The organism is Pseudomonas sp. P1_F7, from assembly GCF_056405655.1.
The window spans coordinates 298037-313794 of sequence record NZ_JBFUBR010000014.1; the positions used below are offsets into that span (position 1 = coordinate 298037).

Sequence of the window (15758 nt, forward strand, 5' to 3'; positions counted from 1 at the left end):
TCCCTGTGGGAGCGAGCTTGCTCGCGATAGCGGAGTGTCAGTCGACATCAATTCTGAATGTCAGACCGCAATCGCGAGCAAGCTCGCTCCCACAGGTACGGTGTTTTTCAGTCGACGAAAAGATCAGGCATCAGCGTATCGCTGCTGTCCGGTGCAAACCGATAGTGTTCGAACTCGGTCGCACCGTTCTCCCGCAAAATTTCCTCATCAATCAACAAACGCCCGGTGATGCTGCGTCCGCTGCTGCTGAGGATCACATGGGCGGCATCCGCCATGATCGCAGGCAGGCGCGCATGCTTGAACGATTCCCTCGACCCCAACTGAAACTCAATGGCGGCGGTGGCGATCATGGTCTGTGGCCACAGTGAGTTGACGCTGATCCCGTAATTCCTGAACTCCTCGCTCATGCCCAGGGTCAGCATGCTCATGCCGTACTTGGTGACGGTGTAGGGGCTGTACTGGGCGAACCACTTGGTGGCCAGGTTCAGCGGCGGGGACAGGTTGAGGATGTGGCCGCTGGACTTCTTCAGGTATGGCAACGCAGCCTGACTGCACAGCAATACGGCGCGGGTGTTGATCTGGTGCATCAGGTCGAAGCGCTTGAGTTCGAGGTGCTGGACCCCGGTCAGCTTGATTGCCCCGGCGTTGTTGATCAGTGCATCGATGCTGCCAAAATGTTCGTTGGCCTGGGCCAGCGCCTCACGTACGGCAGCCTCTTCACGTACATCCACCTGCAAGGCCAGCGCCTTGCCGCCTGCGGCTTCCACTTCCCGGGCCACGCTGAAAATCGTGCCCGGCAGCTTGGGGTGGGGTTCGGCACTTTTGGCGGCGATCACAATGTTGGCCCCATCGCGTGCGGCCCGCAGCGCGATCTCGCGGCCGATGCCGCGGCTGGCGCCGGTGATGAACAGGGTTTTGCCTTGTAGGGACATGCGGACGCTCCTGATTATTGTTATGTGAGCGGATCGGCTCGACAGACAATGTAGACGAAGTCGTTCAGGAGCTGTGGCGAGAGATGTGACGGAATGTAGGAGGAAAGGGATGAGCGATTCGGTGGCGAATGAGCGTGCTCGCGATGGCGGAGCGTCAGCTGACATCCATGCTGGACGCGCTGGCTTCATCGCGAGCAAGCTCGCTCCCACAGGGGAGCGGTGTAAACCAGAGTTCTAGTGGGACATGACTTCACGGATATCCCGCGCCAGTTCACGCACGCGCTCTTCCTCGGTGTCCCACGAGCACATGAAGCGTGCGCCGCCGTTGCCGATGAAGGTGTAGAAGCGCCAGCCCTTGGCGGTCAGCGCAGCGATGGCCGGCTCCGACAGTTGCAGGAACACGCCGTTGGCCTGTACCGGGAACATCAGCTCCACGCCGGGAATGTCGCTGACCAGCTCTGCGAGCAATTGCGCGCAGTTGTTGGCGTGGTTGGCGTATTTGAGCCAGGCGTCGTTTTCCAGGATCCCGACCCACGGCGCCGACAGGAAGCGCATTTTCGACGCCAGTTGTCCGGCCTGTTTGCAGCGGTAGTCGAAGTCTTCGGCCAGCTTGTGGTTGAAGAACAGAATCGCCTCGCCCACCGCCATGCCGTTTTTCGTGCCGCCAAAGCACAACACGTCGACGCCGGCCTTCCAGGTCAGGTCGGCCGGGGTGCAGCCGAGGAATGCGCAGGCGTTGGAGAAGCGCGCGCCGTCCATGTGCAGGTTCAGGCCCAGTTCCTTGCAGGTGGCGCTGATGGCGCGGATTTCGTCCGGGGTGTAGACGCTGCCGACTTCGGTGGCCTGGGTCAGGGTCACGACGCGAGGTTTCGGGTAGTGGATGTCCTGGCGCTTGAGCGCGACCTCGCGGATCGATTCCGGGGTCAGCTTGCCGTTTTCAGTGCGGGCGATCAGCAGTTTGGAGCCGTTGGAGAAGAATTCCGGGGCGCCGCATTCGTCGGTTTCGACGTGGGCGGTTTCCGAGCAGATCACGCTGTGGTAACTCTGGCACAACGACGACAGGGCCAGCGAGTTGGCGGCGGTGCCGTTGAAGGCGAAAAACACCTCGCAGTCGGTTTCGAACAGTTTGCGGAAATCGTCGGACGCGCGGGCGGTCCACTCGTCGTCGCCGTATGCACGCTGGTGGCCGTGGTTGGCCTGTTCCATGGCGGCCCAGGCTTCAGGGCAGATGCCGGAATAGTTGTCGCTGGCAAATTGTTGGCTCTTGTCGGTCATGGCCTGCTTCCGTGGTCGAGATGCCTATGGTGAAGCGTCCCGTGGTCAATAAGGGTGCGCGCTGTACCCAAGATCGTCAGGTGGAGCGCACAGGATGTCGCTGTCGGGAAAATACAGTGTCGAAGGGCAATTATGCACGTGACAATGCACAAGACCATGCACTTAAAGCAGCGCGACGGGGCACTGGATCTGCTCAAGTGGCTGGCGCTATTGAGCATGGTGCTCGATCACCTGCGATATGTCGGTTATTCCGCCGATCTGTTGTATGTGCCGGGACGCCTGGCGTTTCCGTGGTTCTGTCTGGCAATGGCGGCCAATCTGGCGCGCGTGCGGACTACGACGACCGGTGGTCAGTGGCGCTATCTAGGGTGGTTGTTGCTGTTTAGCGCGGTGAGTGAAATTCCTTACCGGATGTACATTCCCAATCCCGACACCTTGAACGTGCTGCCCACCCTTGCCCTGGGCTTGCTGGTGATTCGTGGCTGGCAGCAGCCGGTGCTTGCGTCGCGCTTGCTGGCGGTGGGCGCGGTGCTGCTGGCAGGGTTTTTCTCCCAGAGATTGATGTTCGGGTTCTTTGGCGTGCTGTTACCGCTGGCGATATTGCTGGTACTGCAACGACCCTGGTACTTCGCACTGTTGGCGGGGTTGGTATGCCTGGCGGCCAATCAGTGGCAGGTGCTGTATCACGCTGCTCGCCTGGGCAATGCTGCGGCGATTCCGGCCATCGTCACGTGTCTGATTGCGCCATGGCTCGGGCTGTTCTTGTTGCGACATGCCGGGGGCGTAAAACCACCACCGATGCGGCGCTGGGCGTATGCGCTGTATCCCGTGCATTTCCTGCTGTTGCTGGCAATACGGCAGGCCATCGCCTGACCCTGTAGGAGCTGCCGCAGGCTGCGATCTTTTGATATTGACCTTCTAGCGCCGGCGTTGACGCCAAAAGATCGCAGCCTGCGGCAGCTCCTACAGAGGCATGCGTAACACCGTATGGCAGTCCATGTCGTAAACGCACCTTTGCGTGGCGCCCGTAGGCATTTGACGACTCCAAGCCAGTCATACCATCGCTACCAAAGGGCACTGCCGAAAAGCCAGTGCCTCACCGAGACGAATGGCGCACCGCCGCCGCTGGGAGAGACGCGATGTTCAGCAAGCAAGACCAGATCCAGGGTTACGACGATGCACTGCTGGCGGCGATGAATGCCGAGGAGCAACGTCAGGAAGATCACATCGAGCTGATCGCGTCGGAGAACTACACCAGCAAGCGCGTGATGGAAGCGCAAGGCAGCGGCCTGACCAACAAATACGCCGAAGGTTATCCGGGCAAGCGTTACTACGGCGGTTGCGAGCACGTGGACAAGGTTGAAGCCCTGGCCATCGAGCGCGCCAAGCAACTGTTCGGTGCCGATTACGCCAACGTCCAGCCGCACTCCGGTTCCTCGGCCAACAGCGCCGTGTACCTGGCCCTGCTGCAAGCCGGCGACACCATCCTCGGCATGAGCCTGGCCCACGGCGGTCACCTGACCCACGGCGCCAAAGTGTCGTCTTCGGGCAAACTGTACAACGCCGTGCAGTACGGCATCGACACCAAAACCGGTCTGATCGATTACGACGAAGTCGAGCGCCTGGCCGTCGAGTGCAAGCCGAAGATGATCGTTGCCGGCTTCTCGGCTTACTCCAAGACCCTCGACTTCCCGCGCTTCCGCCAGATCGCCGACAAGGTCGGTGCGCTGCTGTTCGTCGACATGGCCCACGTTGCCGGTCTGGTCGCTGCCGGCCTGTACCCGAACCCGCTGCCTTACGCCGATGTGGTCACCACCACTACCCACAAGACCCTGCGCGGTCCGCGTGGCGGCCTGATCCTGGCCAAGGCCAACGAAGAAATCGAGAAGAAGCTCAACGCGGCAGTTTTCCCGGGTGCCCAAGGCGGCCCGCTGATGCACGTGATCGCCGGTAAGGCGGTGTGCTTCAAGGAAGCGCTGGAACCAGGCTTCAAGGCTTATCAGCAGCAAGTGATCGACAACGCCCAGGCCATGGCCGGCGTATTTATCAAACGCGGCTACGATGTAGTGTCCGGCGGTACCGACAACCACCTGTTCCTGGTCAGCCTGATCCGTCAGGGCCTGACTGGCAAAGAGGCGGATGCAGCACTCGGTCGCGCCCACATCACTGTGAACAAGAACGCTGTCCCGAACGATCCACAGTCGCCGTTCGTAACCTCCGGCCTGCGCATCGGCACCCCGGCGGTCACCACGCGCGGCTTCAAGGTGACCCAGTGCGTCACGCTGGCCGGCTGGATCTGCGACATCCTCGACAACCTCGGCGACGCCGATGTCGAGGCCAATGTCGCCGAGCAAGTGGCGGCCCTGTGCGCGGACTTCCCGGTTTATCGCTGAGTGCGGTTTTGGAGTAAATGACTATGCAACGCTACTCGGGCTTCGGCCTCTTCAAACACTCCCTCAGCCATCATGAAAACTGGCAGAAAATGTGGCGCACGCCGACCCCTAAAAAGGTCTACGACGTGGTCATCGTCGGCGGTGGCGGGCATGGTCTCGCCACGGCTTACTACCTGGCCAAGGAACACGGCATCACCAACGTGGCCGTGGTCGAGAAAGGCTGGCTGGGCGGCGGTAACACCGCGCGCAACACCACCATCGTTCGCTCCAACTACCTGTGGGATGAGTCGGCGCACCTGTACGAACACGCGATGAAACTGTGGGAAGGCCTGTCCCAGGACCTGAACTACAACGTGATGTTCTCCCAGCGCGGCGTCTACAACCTGTGCCACACCCTGCAGGACATCCGTGATTCCGAGCGTCGGGTCAGCGCCAACCGCCTCAACGGCGTCGACGGTGAACTGCTCGATGCCAAACAGGTTGCCGACGAGATTCCGTACCTCGACTGCTCCAAGAACACTCGCTACCCGGTGATGGGCGCCACCGTCCAGCGTCGCGGCGGCGTGGCCCGTCACGATGCCGTGGCCTGGGGCTTTGCCCGGGCTGCCGACGCCCTCGGCGTGGACCTGATCCAGCAGACCGAAGTGATCGGTTTCCGCAAGGAAAACGGCGTGTGCATCGGCGTTGAAACCAACAAGGGCTTCATCGGCGCCAAGCGCGTCGGCGTAGTGACCGCCGGTAACTCCGGGCACATGGCCAAGCTCGCCGGTTTCCGCCTGCCGATCGAATCCCACCCGCTGCAAGCGCTGGTGTCCGAGCCGATCAAGCCGATTATCGACAGCGTGATCATGTCCAACGCCGTGCACGGCTATATCAGCCAGTCCGACAAGGGCGACCTGGTGATCGGCGCCGGTATCGACGGCTACAACGGCTACGGCCAGCGTGGTTCGTACCCGGTGATCGAGCACACCGTCCAGGCCATCGTCGAGATGTTCCCGGTGCTGTCGCGCGTACGCATGAACCGTCAGTGGGGCGGCATCGTCGACACCACGCCGGATGCCTGCCCGATCATTTCGAAAACCCCGGTACCGAACATGTTCTTCAACTGCGGTTGGGGCACCGGCGGCTTCAAGGCCACACCTGGCTCGGGCAACGTGTTTGCCGCGAGCCTGGCCAAGGGTGAAATGCACCCATTGGCCGCACCTTTCTCCATCGACCGTTTCCACAACGGTGCGTTGATCGATGAACACGGCGCTGCTGCGGTTGCCCACTAACAGGAGAAATCCCCATGTTGCATATCTTCTGTCCTCACTGCGGCGAACTGCGCTCCGAAGAGGAATTCCATGCATCCGGCCAGGCGCACATCCCGCGTCCACTGGATCCGAACACCTGCACCGACGAGGAGTGGGGCGACTACATGTTCTTCCGCGATAACCCGCGCGGTCTGCACCACGAGCTGTGGGATCACGTCGCCGGTTGCCGTCAGTACTTCAACGTCACCCGCGACACCGTGACCTACGAGATTCTCGAAACCTACAAGATCGGCACCAAGCCACAATTCACCGACAAGACCGATAGCCCGAAAGCGGCCAGCACGGCTCTGGGAGAGAAGGTATGAGCCAGATCAATCGCCTGTCCAACGGCGGACGGATCGACCGCAACAAAGTCTTGACCTTCACCTTCAACGGCCAGAACTACAAAGGCTTCGAAGGCGATTCCCTGGCCGCTGCACTGCTGGCCAACGGCGTCGACATCATCGGTCGCAGCTTCAAGTATTCCCGTCCGCGCGGCATTTTCGCCGCCGGTGCCGAAGAGCCGAACGCGGTGCTGCAGATCGGCGCCACCGAAGCCACGCAGATCCCGAACGTGCGTGCTACGCAACAGGCGCTGTATCAGGGCCTGGTCGCCACCAGCACCAACGGCTGGCCGAGCGTGAACAACGACATGATGGGGATTCTCGGCAAGGTCGGCGGCAAGCTGATGCCACCGGGCTTCTACTACAAAACCTTCATGTACCCGCAATCGTTCTGGATGACTTACGAGAAGTACATCCGCAAGGCTGCCGGCCTGGGCCGCTCGCCGACCGAGAACGATCCGGACACCTACGACTACATGAACCAGCACTGCGACGTGCTGATCGTTGGCGCTGGCCCTGCTGGCCTGGCGGCAGCACTGGCGGCTGCGCGCAGCGGTGCCCGCGTGATCCTCGCCGATGAGCAGGAAGAGTTTGGCGGCAGCCTGCTCGATTCCCGCGAAAGCCTCGACGGCAAGCCTGCGACCGAGTGGGTCGCCAGCGTCATCGACGAACTGAAGAACACCCCGGACGTGCTGCTGTTGCCGCGCGCCACGGTCAACGGCTACCACGACCATAACTTCCTGACCATTCACGAGCGCCTGACCGATCACCTCGGCGACCGCGCACCTATCGGCCAGGTGCGTCAGCGCATCCACCGGGTTCGCGCCAAGCGTGTGGTGCTGGCGACCGGCGCTCACGAGCGTCCACTGGTCTACGGCAACAACGATGTGCCGGGCAACATGCTTGCCGGCGCCATCTCGACCTACGTGCGCCGTTACGGTGTGGCACCGGGCAAGAAGCTGGTGCTGTCGACCAACAACGACCACGCCTACCGCGTTGCCCTGGATTGGCTCGATGCCAGCCTGCAAGTGGTGGCCATCGCCGACGCCCGCAGCAACCCGCGTGGTGCGCTGGTGGAAGAAGCACGCGCCAAAGGCATTCGTATCCTCACCGGCAGCGCCGTGATCGAGGCCCGCGGCAGCAAGCGCGTGACCGCTGCCCGTGTGGCCGCCATCGATGTCAAGGCCCACACCGTGACCAGCCCTGGCGAATGGCTCGAATGCGACGTGGTGGCCAGCTCCGGTGGCTACAGCCCGGTGGTTCACCTGGCTTCGCACCTGGGTGGCAAGCCGATCTGGCGCGAAGACATCCTCGGTTTCGTACCGGGCGAAGCACCGCAGAAACGCGTGTGTGTCGGCGGCATCAACGGCGTCTACGGTCTCGGCGATTCTCTGGCCGACGGTTTTGAAGGTGGCGTTCGCGCTGCTGCCGAAGCCGGCTTCCAGTCGGTTGAAGGCGTGTTGCCAAAAGCCCTGAGCCGTCTCGAAGAGCCGACCCTGGCGCTGTTCCAGGTGCCCCATGAAAAGAACACCGCACGGGCACCGAAGCAATTCGTCGACCTGCAAAACGACGTCACCGCTGCCGCCATCGAACTGGCGACCCGCGAGGGCTTCGAGTCGGTCGAACACGTCAAGCGCTACACCGCGCTGGGCTTCGGCACCGATCAGGGCAAGCTCGGCAACGTCAACGGCCTGGCCATTGCTGCCCGTTCGCTGAACGTGACCATCCCGCAGATGGGCACCACCATGTTCCGTCCGAACTACACGCCGGTGACCTTTGGCGCTGTGGCCGGTCGTCACTGTGGGCACATCTTCGAGCCGGTGCGCTACACCGCACTGCATCAATGGCACCTGAAAAACGGTGCCGAGTTCGAAGACGTTGGCCAGTGGAAACGTCCGTGGTACTTCCCGAAATCCGGTGAAGACCTGCACGCGGCAGTGAAGCGCGAATGCAAAGCCGTGCGCGACAGCGTCGGCCTGCTGGACGCTTCGACCCTGGGCAAGGTCGACATCCAGGGCCCGGATGCGCGTGAGTTCCTCAACCGCGTCTACACCAACGCCTGGACCAAGCTCGATGTGGGCAAGGCGCGTTATGGCCTGATGTGCAAAGAAGACGGCATGGTCTTCGACGACGGCGTGACGGCTTGCCTGGCTGACAACCATTTCGTCATGACCACCACCACCGGCGGCGCAGCTCGTGTACTGCAGTGGCTGGAGCTGTACCACCAGACCGAATGGCCGGACATGAAGGTGTACTTCACCTCCGTCACCGACCACTGGGCAACCATGACCCTGTCCGGGCCGAACAGCCGCAAGCTGCTCAGCGAAGTCACCGACATCGACCTGAGCAACGAAGCCTTCCCGTTCATGACCTGGAAAGAAGGTCTGGTCGGCGGTGTGCCGGCGCGGGTGTTCCGGATTTCGTTTACCGGCGAGCTGTCGTACGAAGTCAACGTGCAAGCCGACTACGCCATGGGCGTGCTGGAAAAAATCGTCGACGCCGGCAAGAAATACAACCTGACGCCGTACGGCACCGAAACCATGCACGTGCTGCGGGCCGAGAAGGGCTTCATCATCGTCGGTCAGGACACTGACAGCTCGATGACCCCGGACGACCTGAACATGGGCTGGTGCGTCGGTCGCACCAAACCGTTCTCGTGGATCGGCTGGCGCGGCATGAACCGTGAAGATTGCGTGCGTGATCAGCGCAAGCAACTGGTTGGCCTGAAGCCGATCGATCCGAACAAATGGCTGCCGGAAGGCGCGCAACTGGTGTTCAACACCAAGCAGGCGATCCCGATGACCATGGTTGGTCACGTGACTTCCAGTTACCTGCACAACTCCCTGGGCTATTCGTTCGCCATGGGCGTGGTCAAAGGCGGGTTGCAGCGGATGGGCGAGCGGGTGTTCGCACCGCTGGCCGACGGCAGCGTGATCGAGGCGGAAATCGTTTCTTCGGTGTTCTTCGATCCGAAAGGCGATCGCCAGAACGTGTAATCGATCGCTCCCGCGCCTTGCGCGGGAGCGGCACAGAATTCAGGACAGGTGCTTTATGACCGCAGCCAATGTTTACCAACAACGCCCAACCTCCGGGGCCAAGGCCGAGTCGTCGCTGCATCACGCCGACCTCACCAGCCTGGTGGGCAAGGGTCGCAAGAACGCCGGCGTGACCGTGCGTGAGAAGAAACTCCTCGGCCACCTGACCATCCGTGGCGATGGCCACGATGCCGCGTTTGCCGCCGGCGTGCACAAGGCCCTCGGCATCGAATTGCCGGGTGCGCTGACTGTCATCGTCAAAGGCGAAACCAGCCTGCAATGGATGGGGCCGGATGAGTGGCTGCTGATCGTGCCGACCGGTGAAGAGTTAGCCGCCGAGCAGAAACTGCGCAAAGCGCTGGGCGATCTGCACATTGCAATCGTCAACGTCAGCGGTGGCCAGCAAGTCCTCGAACTGAGCGGCCCGAACGTGCGCCAGGTGCTGATGAAGTCCACCAGCTACGACGTGCACCCGAACAACTTCCCGGTGGGCAAAGCCGTCGGCACGGTGTTCGCCAAGTCGCAACTGATGATCCGTCACACCGCCGAAGACACCTGGGAACTGTTGATTCGTCGCAGCTTCTCGGATTACTGGTGGCTGTGGTTGCAGGATGCTTCTGCCGAGTACGGCCTGAGCGTACAGGCCTGATCACAACCGACCCTGTAGGGGCGAGCTTGCTCGCGATGGACTTGAGAGCGACGCGTTAATCCAGGAAGTACGCGTTTTCGTTGACGCCCATCGCGTGCGAGCTCGCTCCTACACTACCGATGTCTTAGGAGTCACCGCACCATGAGCCGCGCCCCAGACACATGGATTCTGACCGCCGACTGCCCAAGCCTGCTCGGCACGGTGGATGTGGTGACCCGCTTTTTGTTCGAGCAGGGCTGCTACGTCACCGAGCACCACTCCTTCGATGATCGGCTCTCGGGCCGTTTCTTCATTCGTGTGGAATTCCGCCAACCCGATGGTTTCGACGAGCAGTCGTTCCGCGCGGGCATGGCCGAGCGTGGCGACGCCTTTGGCATGATCTTCGAACTGACCGCGCCGAACTATCGGCCGAAAGTCGTCATCATGGTTTCCAAGGCCGATCACTGCCTCAACGACTTGCTCTATCGCCAGCGCATCGGCCAATTGTCGATGGACGTGGCCGCGGTGGTCTCCAACCATCCGGACCTCAAGCCACTGGCCGACTGGCACCAGATTCCGTACTACCATTTCCCGCTGGATCCGAACGACAAGCCATCCCAGGAACGTCAGGTATGGCAGGTCATTGAAGAGTCCGGTGCGGAGCTGGTGATCCTTGCGCGCTACATGCAAGTGCTGTCGCCAGAGTTGTGCCGCAAGCTCGATGGCAAGGCGATCAACATCCATCACTCCCTGCTACCCGGTTTCAAGGGCGCCAAGCCCTATCACCAGGCCTACAACAAGGGCGTGAAACTGGTGGGCGCCACAGCGCATTACATCAACAACGATCTCGACGAAGGGCCGATCATTGCCCAGGGTGTGGAGGCAGTGGATCACAGCCATTACCCGGAAGACCTGATCGCCAAGGGGCGGGATATCGAAGGGCTGACCCTGGCCCGGGCCGTTGGGTATCACATTGAGAGAAGAGTGTTTTTGAACGCCAATCGTACGGTCGTTCTTTAAATCGCCATCGCGAGCAAGCTCGCTCCCACAGGGTTTTGTGTCGTTCACAAATCTTGTGTCCACCCCGGTCCACTGTGGGAGCGAGCTTGCTCGCGATGGGGCCATAACAGACAACACAAGACAACAGGCAATAACCAGAGCACTTAACGCGCTGCCTGCCTGGGCAACGCGGTTCCATAAAAACAACAGCGAGGTGAAAGCATGTCTGGCAATCGTGGTGTGGTGTATCTCGGCGCTGGCAAGGTCGAAGTACAGAAAATCGACTATCCGAAAATGCAGGACCCGCGTGGCAGGAAGATTAACCACGCCGTCATCCTGCGTGTGGTTTCCACCAACATCTGTGGTTCCGACCAGCACATGGTGCGCGGTCGTACCACCGCTCAAACCGGCCTGGTGCTGGGCCACGAAATCACCGGCGAAGTGATCGAGAAGGGCAGCGACGTCGAGAACCTGCAAATCGGCGACCTGGTGTCCGTACCGTTCAACGTCGCTTGCGGGCGCTGCCGTTCCTGCAAAGAGATGCATACCGGCGTGTGCCTGAGCGTCAACCCGGCGCGTCCGGGCGGTGCCTATGGTTATGTCGACATGGGCGACTGGACTGGCGGCCAGGCCGAATACGCCATGGTGCCGTACGCCGACTTCAACCTGCTGAAACTGCCGGATCGCGACCGGGCGATGGAAAAAATCCGTGACCTGACTTGCCTCTCCGACATCCTGCCGACCGGCTATCACGGCGCCGTGACTGCCGGCGTTGGCCCGGGCAGTACCGTGTACATCGCCGGTGCCGGTCCGGTCGGTCTGGCGGCGGCCGCATCCGCTCGCCTGCTGGGCGCGGCGGTGGTGATCATCGGTGACGTCAACACCGTTCGTCTGGCCCACGCCAAGGCCCAGGGTTTCGAAATCGCCGACCTGTCACTCGATACCCCGCTGCACGAACAGATCGCTGCACTGCTGGGCGAACCGGAAGTGGATTGCGCCATCGACGCCGTCGGCTTCGAAGCCCGTGGCCACGGCCATGACGGCGTGAAACACGAAGCCCCGGCTACCGTGCTCAACTCGCTGATGGGCGTGGTGCGTGTGGCAGGCAAGATCGGCATCCCCGGCCTCTACGTGACCGAAGACCCGGGCGCTGTCGACGCTGCCGCGAAAATGGGCAGCCTGAGCATCCGCTTCGGTCTGGGCTGGGCTAAATCCCACAGCTTCCACACCGGCCAGACCCCGGTGATGAAGTACAACCGCGCGCTCATGCAAGCGATCATGTGGGATCGGATCAACATTGCTGAAGTGGTGGGCGTTCAGGTGATCAGCCTGGATCAGGCGCCGCAGGGTTATGGCGAGTTCGATGCGGGTGTGCCGAAGAAGTTTGTGATTGATCCGCATAAGATGTTTAGTGCGGCGTAAGGGCTTTTAAGAAAAGGAAAAGGGTGACTTAATGTCGCCCTTTTTCGTTGCGAATAATATCTCTTGATTGGGCGGATGTCTGGGGTCTGGGGGTGGGCCTTAAAGTGCTTTCTAGTTTAAGTATTCTTTGGTTTATTACGTCGACCGCAATGCGGTTAAGTTCTGATTGATTAGCGCTTTTTGACTCTGCATCCGAGCTGATCAGCCGTTTAATTGTTCTTTGATCACTTGCTATTAGTTCTTGAACGGCCGATTTGGAGGCGGCATCTGCCTGATCGGTTGCTGAAGAGGTGCGAAGGGTTGTTGAACTTGTATCATCGAGGAAATCGTCGATGCTTTTTGATGTGTGTTGTTCATCGGCTCGCAGATGGGCTGGGTTCCTTCGAACGGCTGTGATTGGTTCGGTTTTTTTATACGTCCCTACAAGCGAGTCTGCCGTTGCAGGTGTACTTCTGGATTTTTTGAATGTCTGAGCTGACTTCCAGAGCTTAAGTTTCTTAATCTTAAGTAAGTTAAATGCATGCCCGCTCGGATCGCTTCTATTTACCGGATCCCCCACACAATACGCATACCCATTCAACCCACCCTTCCCAAACGGACTCCAACTGTCCGGGCTATTAAACCGCATCAACACCGAATTAAACGCCCGGTAGCCATTACCCAACAAATAGCATCCCGTCACCGGATCCGGCCGTTCGCCGTTGAAGCCGAGCAGGCTCAGTAAGCCGTTTTCGGAAGGCCGGTGGCCGTAGGGTGAGTAGGCGAAGGGATGGGGGCGAGTTGCGTCGAATACGTTCAATACCGAACGCTGTTGATCAGTGGCAAGCAAGTGCGCTTCCATGGCCCCACTCTGACGCTGCTGCTGAGCCAGCAGTTGATCCTCATGCTGCATGATCGAACGCTGCACAGCGTCTTGAATCTCGGTGGCCAGACGATCTTTCAGGTAAAAGCGTCGGGTGGGGGCCTGCGTAGAGGGAGTGCAATCAACCAGACGATCCAGCGGGTCGTAGTGGTAGCGGCAGAGCAGGAATTCTCGATTGGGGAGCATGGCCGGGTTCCTGAAGGAGTTTGTCGATTCAGGGTTTTACTGTGGCGAATTCGAACAGAGCCGCCCACTAGCAGATCTGATAGTGCCGCAGGCTTCTGGGCTGCTTTGTGACGAGCGGGTGGGAAATGGGTGGAAACCTGAGGAACATGCCCGCGTTTGCCCGGTCAAATCGGCAGCTTTGCGCCTGTAAGCCGGGCGTTTTTCATGACGCAAGAGGATGTCTGAATGAAGATTTCACGCGGTTTTGCCCTGGCATCACTCCTGACCCTGGCGGCCAGCCCGGTCTTCGCACAGTTCAGTCTGGGTGATGCGGCCAATGCCATTGCCGGCATGAAGGGCGGTGACGCGGCCGCGACCGCCGCACCAACGCCGCAGACAGCCGACCTGCTGAGCACCCTCAGTGAATTGGACATCACCCCACAGCAAGCCATCGGCGGCGCCGGGGCGATGCTGGGGCTGGCGAAGAACCAGTTGAGTTCGACCGACTACTCGGAACTGGCCAAAAGCGTGCCAGGCATCGACATGCTCTCGGGCGGCGGTGAGTTGGGGGCATTGGCCGGTCTGCTCGGCTCCAGCGGCAAAGCTGCAGGACTGGACAATGCCCTGGGTAACGTCAAGGACACCAACGATCTGAACAACGCCTTCAGCGCCCTGGGCATGGACAGTGGCATGATCGGCCTGTTTACCCCGGTGCTCCTGCAGTACCTCGGTCAGCAGGGCGTCGGCGGTACGCTGCTGAGCAGCCTGGGCAGCATCTGGGGCACCGGCACCGGCACCGGAAGCTGATTCAGCGGCGCCCGGCGCGCAAGGCGTCGATACGCTGATCCTTCTCGATCCAGAGCTGGTTGACCCAGTTCTGGGTTTTTTCACGAAACAGCGGATCGTTTTCGTAATCGCCCTGCCACAGCGCCGGGTCGAGTTCGCGGGTCTTGATATCGATGATGACCCTTGGCACGTTGCCGCTGATCAAGTCCCAGAACCCCGGAATCTTCTGCTGCGGGTAAACCACCGTCACATCAAGGATCGCGTCCAGCTGTTCACCCATTGCCGCCAGCACAAAGGCCACCCCGCCGGCCTTGGGCTTTAGCAGGTGATTGAACGGTGACTGTTGCTGGGCTCGTTTAGTCGCCGTGAAACGTGTGCCTTCCAGATAATTGACCACGCTCACCGGCTGGCGCTTGAACAGTTCGCAGGCCTGTTTGGTGATCTCCAGATCCTTGCCCGCCAGTTCCGGGTGCCTGGCCAGGAACGCCTTGCTGTAGCGCTTCATGAACGGGTAATCCAGCGCCCACCACGCCAGGCCCAGGAAAGGCACCCAGATCAGCTCTTTCTTGAGAAAGAATTTGAAGAATGGCGTACGCCGGTTCAGCGTCTGGATCAGCGCCGGGATGTCGACCCAGGATTGATGGTTACTGATCACCAGATACGAGGTATCACGACGCAGATCGTCACCGCCGCGGATGTCCCATTGGGTGGGGATACACAGGCGGAAGATCAGCTTGTCGATCTCGGACCAGGTCTCGGCAATCCACATCACCGACCAGGAGGCGTAATCGCGAAAACGGCCGGGTAGGACCAGTTTGAGCAGGGCAAACACCATCAACGGCCCGATCAGGACCAGGGTGTTGAGCAGAAGCAGCAGGGTCACGAAACAGCCGGTGAGCAGGCGGCGCATAAGTCACTCGTGGAAGCGGTTGGGCGCGCCATGATAAGCAGCTTCGGGTAACAGGCCAAATCGGGGCTGACGAATGTTTCACTTATGGGGCGGTAACCTTGTGGGAACGATCAAGCGAACAGCGGTCTAAAATCCGGCTGTTCACTCTCATGGAAACCCATTACGTGAAATCCCTCCTTGCAGTGCTCTCCCTTATCGCCCTGCCGGTCATGGCCGCCGAGCCGACCCTCTATGGGCGCTACGAATACATCGCTCTGCCGGAAATCGGCGGTCAGGTCCTCAAGGCCAAAATGGACACCGGCGCCCTGACCGCGTCGCTGTCGGCCAAGGACATTGAAACCTTCAAGCGCGACGGCGAAGACTGGGTGCGTTTCCGCCTCGGCACTAAGGATGCTGGCAATCAGGTCTACGAGCACAAGGTTGCGCGGATCAGCAAGATCAAGACCCGTTCAGAAGAGGAAGAGGGTGACGACGAAGTGATCGCACCTACCAAGCGCCCGGTGGTCGACCTGGAGTTGTGCCTGGGCAACGTCAAGCGCACGGTCGAGGTCAACCTGACTGACCGCAGCAGCTTCAACTATCCGTTATTGATTGGTGCGAAGGCGTTGCGGGAGTTTGGGGCGGCGGTGAATCCGGCTCGTCGGTTTACGGCGGATAAGCCGGATTGTTGATGATATGAAAGGGGCACCTTCGTAGGAAGGTGCCAAGCTAGATA

Annotated in this window: 14 protein-coding genes; 10 read left to right on the forward strand and 4 right to left on the reverse strand. The window is 60.5% G+C overall.

Annotation, left to right across the window (positions count from 1 at the left end; translation table 11 throughout):
* Positions 1 to 107 precede the first annotated feature (107 nt).
* Positions 108 to 932, reverse strand: coding sequence for an SDR family oxidoreductase (locus tag AC1D1M_RS22365; RefSeq protein WP_477777284.1), 825 nt, complete (start codon positions 930 to 932; stop codon positions 108 to 110).
* Positions 933 to 1166: 234 nt separating this feature from the next.
* Positions 1167 to 2207: a threonine aldolase family protein gene (locus AC1D1M_RS22370; RefSeq protein ID WP_477777285.1), complete on the reverse strand. Its 1041-nt coding sequence runs from the start codon at positions 2205 to 2207 to the stop codon at positions 1167 to 1169.
* A gap of 156 nt (positions 2208 to 2363) precedes the next feature.
* On the opposite strand from AC1D1M_RS22370, the gene AC1D1M_RS22375 reads away from it, so the two are divergent.
* The 8 genes from AC1D1M_RS22375 (at position 2364) to fdhA (ending at position 12320) form a co-directional block, all read left to right on the forward strand.
* Entirely contained in the window at positions 2364 to 3080 is a 717-nt protein-coding gene (locus tag AC1D1M_RS22375) for a TraX family protein (RefSeq protein WP_477777286.1), read from the forward strand.
* A gap of 266 nt (positions 3081 to 3346) precedes the next feature.
* Positions 3347 to 4600 (forward strand): serine hydroxymethyltransferase, encoded by a 1254-nt coding sequence (glyA, locus tag AC1D1M_RS22380; RefSeq protein WP_477777287.1) that lies wholly within the window; start codon positions 3347 to 3349, stop codon positions 4598 to 4600.
* A gap of 23 nt (positions 4601 to 4623) precedes the next feature.
* Positions 4624 to 5874 (forward strand): sarcosine oxidase subunit beta, encoded by a 1251-nt coding sequence (locus tag AC1D1M_RS22385; protein WP_038981138.1) that lies wholly within the window; start codon positions 4624 to 4626, stop codon positions 5872 to 5874.
* A 14-nt stretch (positions 5875 to 5888) separates the two neighbouring features.
* On the forward strand, positions 5889 to 6218 hold the full coding sequence (locus tag AC1D1M_RS22390; protein WP_046039383.1) for a sarcosine oxidase subunit delta: 330 nt from the start codon (positions 5889 to 5891) through the stop codon (positions 6216 to 6218).
* On the forward strand, positions 6215 to 9232 hold the full coding sequence (locus AC1D1M_RS22395) for a sarcosine oxidase subunit alpha (RefSeq protein ID WP_477777288.1): 3018 nt from the start codon (positions 6215 to 6217) through the stop codon (positions 9230 to 9232). The genes AC1D1M_RS22390 and AC1D1M_RS22395 overlap by 4 nt, the downstream gene beginning before the upstream one ends.
* A 55-nt stretch (positions 9233 to 9287) precedes the next feature.
* The gene (locus AC1D1M_RS22400) at positions 9288 to 9920 is read left to right on the forward strand and encodes a sarcosine oxidase subunit gamma (protein WP_477777289.1); all 633 of its coding nucleotides are present in this window, start codon (positions 9288 to 9290) and stop codon (positions 9918 to 9920) included.
* Between the two features lie 141 nt (positions 9921 to 10061).
* Positions 10062 to 10919 carry a formyltetrahydrofolate deformylase gene (gene purU / locus AC1D1M_RS22405; RefSeq protein ID WP_477777290.1) on the forward strand — a complete coding sequence of 286 codons (858 nt, stop codon included), beginning with the start codon at positions 10062 to 10064 and terminating at the stop codon, positions 10917 to 10919.
* Between the two features lie 201 nt (positions 10920 to 11120).
* Positions 11121 to 12320, forward strand: coding sequence for a formaldehyde dehydrogenase, glutathione-independent (fdhA, locus tag AC1D1M_RS22410; RefSeq protein WP_057713002.1), 1200 nt, complete (start codon positions 11121 to 11123; stop codon positions 12318 to 12320).
* A 28-nt stretch (positions 12321 to 12348) separates the two neighbouring features.
* Here the strand turns inward: fdhA and AC1D1M_RS22415 are convergent, their stop codons facing one another.
* Positions 12349 to 13368 (reverse strand): RHS repeat-associated core domain-containing protein, encoded by a 1020-nt coding sequence (locus AC1D1M_RS22415; RefSeq protein ID WP_477777291.1) that lies wholly within the window; start codon positions 13366 to 13368, stop codon positions 12349 to 12351.
* Between the two features lie 225 nt (positions 13369 to 13593).
* On the opposite strand from AC1D1M_RS22415, the gene AC1D1M_RS22420 reads away from it, so the two are divergent.
* Positions 13594 to 14154, forward strand: a complete 561-nt coding sequence (locus tag AC1D1M_RS22420; RefSeq protein ID WP_477777292.1) for a DUF2780 domain-containing protein — start codon at positions 13594 to 13596, stop codon at positions 14152 to 14154.
* Between the two features lies 1 nt (position 14155).
* Here the strand turns inward: AC1D1M_RS22420 and AC1D1M_RS22425 are convergent, their stop codons facing one another.
* A complete protein-coding gene (locus tag AC1D1M_RS22425) occupies positions 14156 to 15043 on the reverse strand; it encodes an acyltransferase (protein WP_477777293.1) in 888 nt (295 codons plus the stop codon).
* Positions 15044 to 15207: 164 nt separating this feature from the next.
* Between AC1D1M_RS22425 and rloA2 the strand changes: the two genes are divergently transcribed.
* Positions 15208 to 15714 carry a retropepsin-like aspartic peptidase RloA2 gene (gene rloA2 / locus AC1D1M_RS22430; protein WP_477777294.1) on the forward strand — a complete coding sequence of 169 codons (507 nt, stop codon included), beginning with the start codon at positions 15208 to 15210 and terminating at the stop codon, positions 15712 to 15714.
* Positions 15715 to 15758: the final 44 nt, after the last annotated feature.